The 13,774-nt window shown below is 44.5% G+C and carries 11 protein-coding genes; 7 read left to right on the forward strand and 4 right to left on the reverse strand.

Translation table 11 applies throughout. The features are described from left to right. Positions 1-463 precede the first annotated feature (463 nt). Both E0698_RS12390 and E0698_RS12395 read right to left on the reverse strand, forming a co-directional pair. Positions 464-922: an SRPBCC domain-containing protein gene (locus E0698_RS12390; protein ID WP_192511753.1), complete on the reverse strand. Its 459-nt coding sequence runs from the start codon at positions 920-922 to the stop codon at positions 464-466. 111 nt (positions 923-1,033) lie between these two features. Then, on the reverse strand, positions 1,034-1,990 hold the full coding sequence (locus tag E0698_RS12395; RefSeq protein WP_192511754.1) for a helix-turn-helix transcriptional regulator: 957 nt from the start codon (positions 1,988-1,990) through the stop codon (positions 1,034-1,036). Between the two features lie 212 nt (positions 1,991-2,202). Here E0698_RS12395 and E0698_RS12400 point away from each other — a divergent pair, with 212 nt between their 5' ends. The 6 genes from E0698_RS12400 (at position 2,203) to E0698_RS12425 (ending at position 8,745) form a co-directional block, all read left to right on the forward strand. Continuing rightward, on the forward strand, positions 2,203-2,547 hold the full coding sequence (locus E0698_RS12400) for a DUF805 domain-containing protein (RefSeq protein WP_192511755.1): 345 nt from the start codon (positions 2,203-2,205) through the stop codon (positions 2,545-2,547). A gap of 153 nt (positions 2,548-2,700) precedes the next feature. Beyond that, a complete protein-coding gene (locus E0698_RS12405; protein WP_192511756.1) occupies positions 2,701-4,296 on the forward strand; it encodes a spore germination protein in 1,596 nt (531 codons plus the stop codon). A 38-nt stretch (positions 4,297-4,334) separates the two neighbouring features. After that, the gene (locus tag E0698_RS12410; protein WP_192511757.1) at positions 4,335-5,537 is read left to right on the forward strand and encodes a Ger(x)C family spore germination protein; all 1,203 of its coding nucleotides are present in this window, start codon (positions 4,335-4,337) and stop codon (positions 5,535-5,537) included. A 290-nt stretch (positions 5,538-5,827) separates the two neighbouring features. After that, the gene (locus tag E0698_RS12415; RefSeq protein WP_192511758.1) at positions 5,828-6,979 is read left to right on the forward strand and encodes an endospore germination permease; all 1,152 of its coding nucleotides are present in this window, start codon (positions 5,828-5,830) and stop codon (positions 6,977-6,979) included. Further along, positions 6,969-8,090 carry a GerAB/ArcD/ProY family transporter gene (locus E0698_RS12420; RefSeq protein WP_202894879.1) on the forward strand — a complete coding sequence of 374 codons (1,122 nt, stop codon included), beginning with the start codon at positions 6,969-6,971 and terminating at the stop codon, positions 8,088-8,090. The genes E0698_RS12415 and E0698_RS12420 overlap by 11 nt, the downstream gene beginning before the upstream one ends. A 256-nt stretch (positions 8,091-8,346) precedes the next feature. Continuing rightward, on the forward strand, positions 8,347-8,745 hold the full coding sequence (locus tag E0698_RS12425; protein WP_134911545.1) for a hypothetical protein: 399 nt from the start codon (positions 8,347-8,349) through the stop codon (positions 8,743-8,745). A 293-nt stretch (positions 8,746-9,038) separates the two neighbouring features. On the opposite strand, the gene E0698_RS12430 is transcribed toward E0698_RS12425, so the two are convergent. Both E0698_RS12430 and pyk read right to left on the reverse strand, forming a co-directional pair. Then, a complete protein-coding gene (locus E0698_RS12430) occupies positions 9,039-10,613 on the reverse strand; it encodes a GmrSD restriction endonuclease domain-containing protein (RefSeq protein ID WP_192511759.1) in 1,575 nt (524 codons plus the stop codon). Between the two features lie 542 nt (positions 10,614-11,155). Beyond that, positions 11,156-12,571 carry a pyruvate kinase gene (gene pyk, locus E0698_RS12435; protein ID WP_044646452.1) on the reverse strand — a complete coding sequence of 472 codons (1,416 nt, stop codon included), beginning with the start codon at positions 12,569-12,571 and terminating at the stop codon, positions 11,156-11,158. Between the two features lie 202 nt (positions 12,572-12,773). Here pyk and E0698_RS12440 point away from each other — a divergent pair, with 202 nt between their 5' ends. Next, on the forward strand, positions 12,774-13,562 hold the full coding sequence (locus E0698_RS12440) for a helix-turn-helix domain-containing protein (RefSeq protein ID WP_192511760.1): 789 nt from the start codon (positions 12,774-12,776) through the stop codon (positions 13,560-13,562). Positions 13,563-13,774: the final 212 nt, after the last annotated feature.

Here is a 13,774-nt window from a genome sequence, read left to right on the forward strand (position 1 = left end):
ATTTTGATTCGTTTATTTTCCTCTTGAAATAGATACTCATCATCACCCCCGGCAGATATTAAAGCGCTTTCAATTTGTTCAAAAAATAAAAGCCCTTCTCTTAAGAAGGCAGGTTCAAACCTGACGGTGAACCGTACCTCTATATTATGCAATCAATATGGAAAATTCAATACTTAATTTTATATTTTTATGAATTCTTTAATAAAATTATTAATTATATCAATTCATCTATTTGCGTAGTCTCTTCTTCCTCTTATCCCACCTGTAAATTCAATGCTTCCACATGAGTTAATTTCAACTAACTGTTAAAGCAACAAAGGCAGGATGCGCTGAAGCACATCCTGCCTTTGTTATATAAATCTAATGTATTTATGAATCCGGCAATTGAAATCCATACGCTGTTATTCCAGCCAAATTCAAAAAGTACCGACTGCTTCTATTCCTGTTTTCCGTGTTGTCTTTGTTATTTGTTGCCTTCGAAATCAAGCGTGTTTCCAGTCTCTACTAACGTTTTTGTATTACTTAGAATATGCCACCAAGCATTGTCACTCGGTCCATAGGAAGGATCGTCAGGATGCCACTCATCATGGATAAGAGACAACTTCGTGCATCCGCCCACTGGCTCTATCAGCCAGGAAATCCGGGATTCATAGTTCTCTCGCCCTTTCAGGTATGAGGGGCCTACCTTATGCGTAAAACGCAGGGCCTTCAAGGGAGCATACTCCAGCAGCGTCCCGTACACATGAACGGTTTCTTCGCCCTCAGCGCCCGGTCCAACATACTCCAGCAATTCCCCCTCCTTGAAGCTGGAACGGATTATGCTTCCGTAATAGATTTGCTGAACGTACTCCGGAGAGACGAGGCATGCCCATACCTGTTCGGGCGCCCCCCCAATGTAGACCTCATATTTCAGTTCTTTCATGTTTTGTTCCTCCTTAATAATATGTGCTTGTACTTTCTTATACTTAAGACTCGTTTACACTATACAAAAAGGACACTGACAGCTACAGTCAGTGTTCCCAAAGAGACAAAATTAATTTTCGTAATGGCGAGCCATTTCCGAGGCAACCACCATCATCCGCTGCTTCAACGCCGCTGGCTCCCGAATATACAGCGTTTTCCCATAAGGCAACAAGAAATATGGGACATAAGTGAGCAATGAGCTTTCGTCCAGCAGAAACCGGGCCCATCCCTCCTCCCGCTGATCCAAGGTATGCCCGAATAGCCAATGACCGCAAAGATCATTTAATATCATCTCGGATGACTCAATTACCACGGCAACCAACTCCTCTGCTCTTTCCCGGGCAGGAAGCAAGCTCTGCAGGAGAAAATCGCGCGCAGAGAAATCGGCAGGACGTATGAAGCTCGCGCCACTACACCGGAGTCCGATAATTCTGTCGACACGGAAGTTACGGATCTCCTGCCGCTGGTGGCAATACGCGATGCTGTACCACTGCCCCTTCCAAAGTACAAGCCCATAAGGATCAATGGAACGTGAGGAGACCGTTTCTTCATTCCCCTTGCGGTATTCCATGTCCAGAGTGTCTCCGTTGGCTATGCCTGATTCAAGCTCTTGCAGAATTTCTGCCATTGCCCCATTAGACGTATGGAGCGTTTCAATCCCGCGCTCATGGCTCTCCATCCGTTCGATTTGTTGGACGTTGCTGTATCGCTTCAGCTTATCCAGCGCCCGTTCAAGCGCTTGGACATACGGATATCCCGTCCCACGGACGAAGGCGGCTGCTTGGACAAGCGCCTTCTGCTCTTCGGCGTCGAAGAACAACGGTGCTTCGACGAAGTTATCAGGCAGACAGTAGCCGCCACCAGGTCCGGCATCGGCAATAACCGGAACCCCACTGACGCACAACGCATCTATATAACGGTATACCGAACGAACGCTGATTTCCAGCGCATCCGCTAATTCGCCTGCGGTTCGTCTACGCTGCTTTAACATCCAGAGGATGGATAGCATATGGTCTGCTTTGGACATCAAACAATCTCCTCCCTGAACAGTTCAATTACAAGCAGTGTACAGCGAAAACTTTGTATCGCCAACTTACGTGTCGGCAGGGAGTGCAAGTAATGGCAAATAGTATGAAATAAATGTATTACATATCCTACCTTTCCTGCCGATATACCTAAAAGAACAATTTTGAATTACCTTAAAGTAAACCTTTAAATTTTTTGGGGAGGTGAAAATATATGCAATGGTATTTAAATGGATTAAAAAACTATGTAGGATTCCAAGGTAGAGCACGACGTACAGAATACTGGATGTTTGTTCTGTTCAGTACGATCGCCACTTTTATAATCGGTTTGATCGATGGTCTTGTGGGCTTAACTCCGATCTTGACGTACCTTTATTCTTTGGCTGTCCTGTTGCCGTCTCTGGCCGTTATAGCCCGTAGACTGCACGACACAGGCAGAACCGGATGGTGGATTTTGATCGGTTTAATCCCTCTTGTCGGTTCTATTATCCTGATTGTATTCTTATGCCAAGACAGTCAACCCGCTGAGAACAAATATGGAAAAAATCCTAAATTGTAATTGGTGCAGATACCTGAGAACCTCTTTCACTCTTGTGAAAGAGGTTTTTTCATATTCCCCCTCCAATCATCGAAATTCCAATAGTAAGTTTATGGGAAGCCCACTGCGTCCATACTGGATTAAAAAGCATCCGCAAGGAGAGGGCGAACATTCATGCATTTTCGGAAAAGAAGCAGCCACAACAAGTTTAAAAAGCCACCTGTCCAGCACACCGAGAGTAAGCCTGCACATTCAGAGGCGCAGCTCAGTGCAAATATCGGGTCAAATCTTCAGCGGATCAGACAAGCACTCGGTAACAGCACCGACATCATCATAAGAGAAGTTCGTATCGGCAAGGATGGTGAACAAATCATTGCGATCCTCTATACCGACGGTTTGGCGGATAAAAACGTAGTCTCCGACTTCATCATGGAGTCGATGATGCTGGATAGCAGCTTGTCCAGCGACGTGGAGAGTAGTATTCAAACCTCCTCCCATGTTCTGCAGATTTTAAAAGATTACGCCCTGACCATCGGGGGCATCCGGGATGTAACCGACTTTGAAACCTTATATAACGCTCTGTTGTCCGGAGATGCAATCATTTTGGTTGACGGTGAGACGCAGGGAATCGTGGCCAGCGCACGAGGATGGAAAGATCGCGGGGTTACCGAGCCCGCTTCGGAAAATGTCGTCCGTGGGCCACGAGAGGGATTTTCTGAAACACTGCGCACGAATACGGCCTTGATCCGACGTAAGATTAAAGATCCGAACCTGTGGCTGGAAACAAAACAAATTGGCCGCGTGACCCAAACCGATGTCGCAGTCATGTATATCAAGGGAATCGTGGACCATAAATTGGTCGAAGAAGTGCATGAACGACTGAATCGCATTGATGTAGACGGCATTCTTGAAAGCGGGTATATCGAGGAGTTAATTCAGGACGAAACATTTACCCCTTTTCCAACAGTATACAACTCCGAACGCCCGGATGTCATCGCCGCCGAGCTGTTGGAAGGAAAGATCGCGATCCTGGTGGATGGAACCCCGTTTGTGCTTGTCGTACCCGCGCTGTTTGTTTCCTTCCTGCATGCGGCGGAGGATTATTATCAGCGTGCCGATATCAGCAGCTTCATTCGGGTTCTTCGTTACACCGGAGTCTTTATTTCCCTGCTTGGTCCGTCCTTATATGTTGCCATCACTACGTTTCATCAGGAAATGCTGCCAACCTCACTGCTGATCGGTCTGGCGGCACAGCGGGAAGCCGTCCCCTTCCCTGCCTTTATTGAAGCACTCATGATGGAACTAACTTTTGAAATATTGCGGGAAGCCGGCGTCCGTATGCCCAAGTATATTGGAGCGGCCGTCTCTATCGTAGGCACACTTGTGATCGGACAAGCGGCTGTCCAGGCTGGGATCATATCAGCGGCGATGGTTATTGTCGTATCCATTACTGCGATTTCCAGCTTTGTTCTTCCTGCCTATAATATGTCCATTGCTTTCCGTATGCTGCGATTCCCTTTGATGGGGCTTGCCGCTTCATTCGGACTATTCGGGATTTTCGTCGGCGGCATTGCTCTCATCCTGCATATGTGCAGCCTTCGTTCGTTTGGCATTCCCTATATGGCTCCTTTTGCCCCTCTAATACCGTCGGACACCAAGGATACCATCTTTCGGCTTCCTCACTGGATGATGATTACACGTCCCAGATTACTCAATCAGAAGAACGTGAATCGCCGAAACAGCACCCCGCCCCGGAAACCACGGGAATGAAATAGAGAGGACTGGCACAAATGGAAAGGAGGAGCATCGTGAATCGGAAGGCCGCCTGTCTGTTCCTGATTCTTACAATGACCTTGCTTCTGACGGGCTGTTGGAGCCGCAGAGAGTTGAATGATCTGGCCATCGCCGTCGGTATGGGGATTGATAAACAAGGGGATCAATTCCGGGTCTCCGTCCAGGTTGTAGACCCTAGGGCCGTATCGGCCCAAAAAGGGGCAGGCGAGGCTCCAGCCACATTGTATACAGAGGAAGCCGATACCGTACTTGAAGCGATCCGAAAAATAACAACGCTGAGTCCTCGGAAAATGTATTTTTCTCACCTGCGTATATGCGTAATCGGTGAGTCGATAGCGACCGAAGGGATGGCAAAAGCTCTGGATTTACTCTCCAGGGATCATGAGTTCCGCACCGATTTTTATATTGTGGTGTCCAAAGGCACCAGCGCGGAGGATACGCTGAAAATTATGACACCCTTAGATCCGATTCCGGCAAATAAACTGTTCTCCTCCCTGGAATCTTCGGAGAAAAACTGGTCACCCAGTATGACCGTAACCTTGGATGAATTAATTAAAGCTATCACGAGTGAAGGAATGCAGCCTGTCTTGACCGGACTTCGGATCGTTGGCAATAAAGAAATGGGAGAAATGAACAGCAATGTCCAAAAAATCGACCCGCCTGTCCGTTTACAGTATTCCGGGCTTGCTGTATTCAAAAAAGACAGATTGATCGGGTGGCTAAATGAAACGGAAAGCAGAGGCTACAACTTCATTCTCGGCAAAGTGCAAAGCTCTGTCGGCTTTGTAGGCTGCCCCGGAGGCGGCAAAGTTGTCACAGAAATCATTCGGACCCAAACCGCCATAAAAGGGAGCGTTAACAGGGGAGAGCCCCGGATCAATGTTAAAATGCAGGTTGAGGCCAACGTAGGAGAAGTCGAGTGTCAGGGCCTGGATTTGACCAAGGTGAGCACGATTTATGAGGTGGAGAAAAAAGAGGAAGAAAAGATCGAAGAGATCATGAAATCAGCCGTCAGAAAAGCTCAAAAATCGTACAAATCTGACATTTTCGGTTTCGGTGAAGCCATTCACCGCGCTGATCCGAAGACCTGGAATTCACTGAAAAAAAATTGGGATCGTGAGCATTTTGCAGAATTACCCGTAGATATCAAGGTCGATTTCAAAATTCGGCGCTTGGGCACGATTGGCAGCTCATTCCTGAATGATATGAAGGAGTAACCTACCAAAGAAGGTGTTAAAAGATGCTGCCTAAAATAGTGAACGTTCTGGGTATATTGCTGGTCGCTGTTGCAATCAGCATGTTTGAGGTCCCGTACATGCGGAAAAAGGGTTTAAAAAAAGAACTTTGGCTGTTTTACATCCTGCTATTTCTTGGGGTCGGAATCAGCAGTGCCAGGGCATTAAGTGGGTTTATTCCCACTCCTCTGGATTGGATCGCAGCCGTGTATAGGCCATTCAGCGATTTCCTGACCCATATCGGTCTAATAAAATAAGACGAGGTGAAATTGGTGCCCGGGCAGATCAGAATCTCAGCACGTCAGCTTATGATCCTGACAACTTTATATACGGTCGGGAGCGCAATCCTCATCATCCCGTCAGGCATGGCGGAGGTAGCCAAGCAGGATGCGTGGATGGCCGCGCTTGTCGGGGTCGTGGCCGGGCTTCTCGTCTTGTATTTGTACATCAAGCTTGCGTCGCTGTATCCGCAGAAGACCCTGATTGGAATTATGGAAGCCCTGCTCGGAAAGTGGCTAGGCAAAGCTGTCGGTCTTCTGTTTTTCGCCACATTTTTCATCAATGCTCCTGTTCCCGTTTTGTTTTACCTGGGGAATTTTATGACCACTCAAATGATACCGGAAACACCGATGCCAGCAGTAAACATTCTTTTTGCGCTTATTATATTGTTGGCTGTCCGGCTGGGACTGGAAGTGATAGCTCGTTCTGCCGAACTGATGTTTCCGTTATTTATTCTGCTTTATATTTCTTTTACGGGTTTGATAGTGTCCAATATTAAATTGGAAAATGTTCAACCTGTACTGGAGGCTGGAGTCGGGCCTATTTGGTCTGCTGCCCTGTCCTTTGTCAGTACAGCGTTTCTGCCTCACATCATTCTGCTCATGATCTTCCCGGCTTCTGTCAATCGTTTCGACCAAGCCCGTAAAGCTATTTTCACAGGAAGCCTGATTGGCGGATTAATGTTGGTCGTGGTCGTTTCATTGGCTATTTTGGTACTAGGTCCTGATCTAACCGCAAGAAATATATATCCAAGCTATGCGTTAGCCAAAAAAATTAGCATCGGCAATTTTCTACAGCGTATCGAAGCGATCATGGCTACCATGTGGTTTATTTCGCTCTTCTTCAGGATCACGCTGTATATGCACTCTACCGTGACAGCCATAGCGCAAATCTTTCGCTTGAAAAACGACCGCCAGTTAGTGCTTCCTCTCGGCATTCTTTTAGTCGCCTTGTCAACCATCGTATATCCCAATGTGCCTTATCAACAAGCCTATGATACCAAGACGTGGATTCCCTATATATTATCGTTGGGGTTGTTTTTTCCCTTACTGCTGCTCAGTATACATGCCCTGAAAAGGTTGGTGACAAAGAAGAATAACAAGCCGGATGATAAACGTGAAAATAGAGGTGAGGATGGTGCATAAGCAAGTCAAAATCTCCACACGGCAATTATTGATCTTAACGATATTATTTACAGTCGGCACTGCAATCCTCGTCATCCCTTCCGTTATGGCCGCCACTGCTAAACAGGATGCATGGATCGCAGCACTCGTCGGAGTGGGCGCCGGGCTGCTGTTGATATGGCTGTACAACACGATTACCATCCTGTATCCACAGATGACCCTGATTGAAATCATGGAGACCCTTTTGGGCAAATGGTTGGGGAAATCTATTGCTCTGCTGTTTATGATTACGTTTTTTATCAGTGGCCCTGCTGCGGTGTTGTATGATTTGGGGAATTTTTTGACTACTCAAATGATGCCGGATACGCCGATTCAAGCGGTCAACATCCTTTTCGCGCTTATTGTATTGATGGGCGTGCGCCTTGGACTTGAAACGTTGGCCCGTTCTGCTGAGCTATTGTTTCCGTTGTTCCTTCTGCTGTACACGGCTTTTGTCGTTTTAGTAGTATCCAATATCAAACTGGAGAACGCTCAACCGATGCTGGAGAAGGGAGTTGGACCCATTTGGCCTGCCGCTTTATCCTTTATCAGTATTGCATTTCTGAGCCATATTGTTTTGCTCATGATTTTTCCGTTTGTAGATCGCCCCGTTCAAGCCCGTAAAGCCTTTTTAACAGGAGGCCTGATTGGCGGGTTGGTTCTGGTTGTACTCATTGTATTGACCGTTTTAGTTTTTGGCCCTGATTTAACAGCAAGAAATATATATCCAAGCTATTCATTAGCCAAAAAAATAAACATTGGGAATTTTCTTCAACGTATTGAAGCGATCATGGCCGCCATGTGGTTTATTTCGCTCTTTTTCAGGCTGGCTCTGTATATGCAATCGATTATGATAGCGATAAGCCAAATCTTTAATCTGAAAGATGATCGTCCGCTGATCTTCCCTATCGGGATGATCTTGATCGTTATGTCCGTAATCATTTATCCGAATGTCCCGTACCAGCAATCCTGGGATGCAAAAATATGGACATCCTTTGTCTTATCCATGGGCCTTTTTTTGCCTCTACTGCTGCTCTGTATTCACGGGATACGAAAACTCTGGTCAAAGAAAAAAACAGGGTCCGAAGGATAGGTCTTATTCATCCTGTGAGCCATTATGAGCCTCAGTGAAATTTTTTTGCTGTAACCTGTTTACAATGTGCACTTTTAGTTTATTTTAAACGAGTATTAAGCTGGCGCTAAGATTGGGCGTGTATGATGTATTTAAGAATCTGGTAACTACATAAAAACCGGATGTGCTAAAGGCAAGAATATTACTCCCGTTGGATATCCATATACCGTTCCACCCTGTCAGAATTTTAAAGAAATCAAAAGGAGACTTTACTCTTATGAATCGAAAACGAATCATGGTTATCTGCACCTTGTTGCTAGCGTTGTCTATTGGGCAGTCCTCTACATGGGGAAGTCGGGCCAATGCTTCTGCACTAGCTCCAGAGAGAGCCCTTCAGCTACAGGATAGTGAGGCTTCCAAGGATGATGAGTTGCTGGAAACACTGGGTGTATCCTCGGATGAGCAATTGTATGATGCGTTGTATAACGGTCAAACCTTGGCAGATATTGCACAATATAATGAACGGGACGCTCAAGCTGTCGTTGATTTGCAGGTGGCTCAGTTGACAGAGCAGTTAGATCAGCGGCTGGCCAACAAGAGTATTACGCCTGAACAGTACCAAGCCCATAAGGCAGAATTGACGCAGGTCGTTGCCAAGAGTGTGTTTGGACTGTAAAATTGCCTACGACAGGCGAACTTAAAAGCTACCTCTAGTGCCACTGCACAGACGGATGGTGCTTTCCATCGCCACCGCCCCCGGATTTCTGGAATAAAGCCTGTGATCAGCGTAGAAATTCGGGGACAAAAGCGACCGCTTCGCTTGTACAGCACCATTCCGCCTACTCCGTTTTTATGCACAACTTTCGAGTTCAGCTTATAGCAGAAAATTACCACTCATTCATATTTCTCCATTAAAGAAGGGACTGTTCCATAAGTCATAAAGTTAATTATGGAACAGTCCCTTCTATTTTATGATATTAATTCCCCTGCCCTTTTTAATAACAATTTACTTCTTTCACTAACAAACTTATTGAAAGGGAGCTCAAAAGAATTAAGCGGACAAAGCGCTGACTTTAGTACGCTCTCTTTATCGTTAATCAAACTTTGATAATCAAAGGGAGCTTTATCGCTAATTTTTAAATTATCAGCTTTACTTAGAAAACAAAAATTTGCTAAAGCAAAAATATCTTTCTTTTGAATTCCTTTCTTCTCTAAAAACTTATGAGGAAATATATGGTGGAATTCAGTCTTGTATGATTTTCTCAACGTCTTATCTAAATCTACTGTCGTTCCTGATATAAATGAACGGGGATTAGAATTAGCAAGCATTGTTATAAAAGTTTTGGTTGCTATAGTTTGAGGATTAAACTGATTAGATATAAAGAAATCTTTAGAAATATTAGACTCAAACACAAATACAGAAGCATCTGGATCGTTCTTAAGTCTTTCCATATCTCTAATGTCTCTTGGATATTTTGTGTCTATAGCGCTTGAATATCTCTTAGAGAAGCAAGTCTTCCAAAACCATTTAACTAGTTTACTTCTCTGCTTATCATTATAAGAATCCCCCATCTCTCTTTCACTCTCAAAGAACTTTGTTAATGGAATTAACATTGCTGGATAAGGAACATATTTAATGTGATAAATATGAAGTTCCTTTTTCAAAAATTCAATTGCTGATTTAATCCCATTCTCAATTGCATTAAAACGATTACGCACTTCAATTCCGTCTAAGTTAATAATAGCATTGGTTGAAGCCTCTTTTTTAATTACGCTTGTACAGCACTTGAGAAGCAAGTCAATATGTTGAGAGTTTGAACTATCTATTCCAAACGACTCAAGTTCATCAGCAAGTTGTGAAAAGCGATCCTGCAATACAAAATCCTCGCTCCAACTCCAAGCAGAAAGCAACTGGTAATGGTCTAACTCAGTTCCTGCTGTATTTACCCTCTCAAAAACGATTGCAACATGATTCATATTGTCTGTCTTCATTTTTTCAATAGGGATAACAGTTGTTGAAAGATTACGCATGACAATATCAAGTTTAACTGCCTTGTCTTCGTCCAAATCCCTTGTTGCCTTTCTATATTCGACTGAATCCATAATCTTATAAACAGGGAAATGACGGTTAGTAATAACTTCTTCTAATTTTAAAGGACTAAAAAGGCTAGTCTGCCCGTTTTCAGTGCCTTCAAGATCAAAATATATATCAATCCAATCAGCATTGTCTTTGGCAAGTATTTCTCTATTAAATAATGCGCATAAAGATGTGAGTCTTTGCTGACCATCTAAAACATATTGGACTGTTATTTTGCCATCAATATCAGGCAAAGCCATACTTCCTATATTTTTTTCAGACTTTAATTGTCTTGTAGTCTCCCATAAAAGTAAATTACCAATTGGAAAGCCTTTATAAATACTGTCATATAGAAATGCAACTTGATCTGGATTCCAAACAAACCCTCTTTGGAAAGATGGGATACGTATATTACCTGACTTAACATCATTGTATAATGAATCTATAGTTATATGACCTTGTTCCATGATAAATCCCTCTCTTTTAAAAAAGCATGTCTATATAAGCTAAACTCGAAAAGTGTACATAAAAACAGAGTAGGCGGAATGATGCTGTACAAGCGAAGCGATCCCTTTTGTCCTCGGATTTCTACCCTGATCACAGGCTTTATTCCGGAAATCTGGGGCGGGGGCAATGGGAAGCACCATCCGTCTACGTAGTCGCACTAGAGGTAACTTTTAAGTCCAGCTTATATATTGAATTTATTATTCTAAATTAACCATAATCTACTAATTTAATCATGTGATTATACAAACTCTATATCCTTTAAAAAAATGGCTGTTAGATAAAAATTAAATTTCATGGGGAAATCTTCATATTCCTGTAGGATTCACGAAACTAATAAACCTTCGCAAATAAATGCCCGAATAAATTATACTCTGATTTTGGAAAATTATCACTCATTTTATCGAAATACCTTAACATGTATTCAGATACTTATCCTGAATACATGTTAAAAAGGCGCTGAGCCCGTTGGGGATCAGCGCCTTTCTGCTGTCTGTATCTACGCTTACACTTGATGTACTCGAATCAGGTTGGTGGCACCGGCCTCGGCGACAGGAACGCCTGCCGACACGACAACGGTGTCTCCTTTTTGAATATACCCTGCATTCAGGGCGTTGCGGATGGAGGATTCGAACATTTCATCCGTCGTCACTACCTTATCGCCTTTGACCGGGAATACCCCGGATAACAGACAAATTTTAGCGAACACCGTATTGTTCGGAGTAACTGCAATAATTGGAGCCTTCGGACGATATTTGGACACCATACGGGCCGTGAAGCCGCTGGCCGTAGAAGTAATAATCGCTTTGGCATCCAGCTCCAGGGATGAACTAACCGCACCTTGACTGATGACCTCGGTAATGTTCGTGCTTTGGCGTGCTCTGCGCTTATCGAACTGCTCTTGATAATCAAATTGAGATTCAGCTCTGGCAGCTACGGCAGCCATCGTCCGCACGGACTCGACAGGGTATTTACCCGCAGCGGATTCGCCCGACAGCATAACCACATCGGCTCCTTGCATAACAGCGTTAAACACGTCACTAACTTCGGCTCTCGTCGGACGCGGGTTTACCTGCATGGATTCCAGCATGTGTGTAGCCACGATCACCGGCTTGCCAACCAGGTTGCACTTGTCGATCATTTCCTTTTGCATCACAGGTACGTCTTGAATCGGCACTTCGACGCCCAGATCACCACGGGCTACCATAATACCGTCCGAAGCCTTGATAATATCATCGAGGTTTTCCATACCTTCGGCATTTTCAATTTTAGAATAAATTTGTACATGCTCGGCGTTGTGGCCCTTCAAAATCTCACGGATCTCACGAATATCATCGCCTTTACGCACAAAAGAAGCCGCAATAAGCTCGATACGCTGCTCCACTCCGAATTGGATGTGCTTCACATCGCGCTCTGTTACGCCCGGAAGGGTCGTATGAATCCCTGGCAGGTTCACACCTTTTCTCGGTTTCAAAATACCGCCGCTTACAATGGTACAAATCATTTCGGTTCCCTCAATAGAGGCTACAGTCAGATCGACCAAGCCATCATCAATGAGAATACGGTCGCCAGCTTTGATATCCTTTGGCATATCCGGGTAGTTGACCGAAATACGATGCTCGTCCCCCAAAATTTCTTCCGTGGTCAAAATAAGCTGGCTACCTGGCTTCAGCAGACAGGATGCTTCTTTCAGCTTGCCAATCCGTATTTCCGGTCCCTTGATATCCATCATGACGGGAATAAAGGTGTTCAGTTCCTTCGCAGCCTGTCGCACATTTTCAATACGTTTAACGTGATCTTCCAGCTCCCCGTGAGCCATGTTCAAGCGAGCTACTGTCATACCAGCCTGGATCATTTCTTTTAGCAAATGAATGGAGTCGCAGGCAGGTCCCATAGTACAGATAATTTTCGTTTTAAGCATAGTAATGTCATCCTCCTGAATGTCTTTACTGTTTGGTTTCTATTCCACTTTCACTTCAGAATTTTTGCAAAATCCTCAGTTCTCTATCTATTAAACTTCTATGGTTCTATTTTACTTGCACCCGTGCACCAAGACTATGAACTATAGTATGATGAAGGTACTACAGTACAATACATTTTTAAGACATCGGAGAGTGGGCCTCGTGATTACAATGAAGGACATGCGACAGGACCATGGTATAGACTGGTACGAAAAGGCTGGCCCGAATAACAGCGACGATGTCTTACTGTTCATTTTGGTTACCTTTGGAAAATGTGTATATTGGGTGAACGGTTGCAAGTTTATTCTCGGCAAGGGAGAAGCGCTGATTCTGCCCGGACATTTGCCTTACTACGGCAAGAGCATTCCTACACTTTTTCATACCAAGTATGTGATACATTGCCACAAAACATGTACGAACCACGCACTTCCCCTACTGAATACAGATCAGCCGTTGCTGATCAAGCTGGGATGCTACGATATGCTGCATGAACGGATCAAGTCGGTGTACTACCAATGGACGGAGCGTCCGAGCTACTATGCAATGATGGCTGACTGCTTGCTGACCGAGGCGATGATTTATATCAATCAGGAATGGGACAAGGGTGCCGTTTCTTGCGATAAAGAGAAGCATGTAGAGCATATGAAGCAGTATATTCAAAATCATTATCGGGAAAAGGTGACGAAGGAGGAGCTGGGAGACGCCATTCGTAAAACACCCAACTACGCAGCCACACTGCTGCGCGAGGTAACACGCCAAACGATCAGCGAGCATGTACATACGCAACGTATTAAAACCGCCATCTACATGCTGACCGAATCCCGACTGACGATTCGTGAAATTTCAGAGTATGTGGGGTATAGTGATGTTTCCTATTTTCATCGGATATTCAAACGACTGACAGGCTGCTCTCCATCCGAATTTCTGGATGAACGGTCTTCAATTGTCTAGCGTGTCTTGTACAGTGGAAAGAGAAGGCGGAAAAAGACTGGAAAAAGTTGCGAAACTCCGTATTTAAATGTATGTTGGATTCAACTGGATAGACAACAAATATCTCATTTTATAAAGTGCGAATGTGAAGCTCACATAAAAACCCCGGTTCCTTCGCACCTCGAAATTTGTCGAAAAAGGCTTGGATGGGTTGTAATGGGTGAATGTCAATG

The sequence above is a fragment of the Paenibacillus sp. 23TSA30-6 genome (genome assembly GCF_014858585.1).
Taxonomy (GTDB): Bacteria; Bacillota; Bacilli; order Paenibacillales; family Paenibacillaceae; genus Paenibacillus.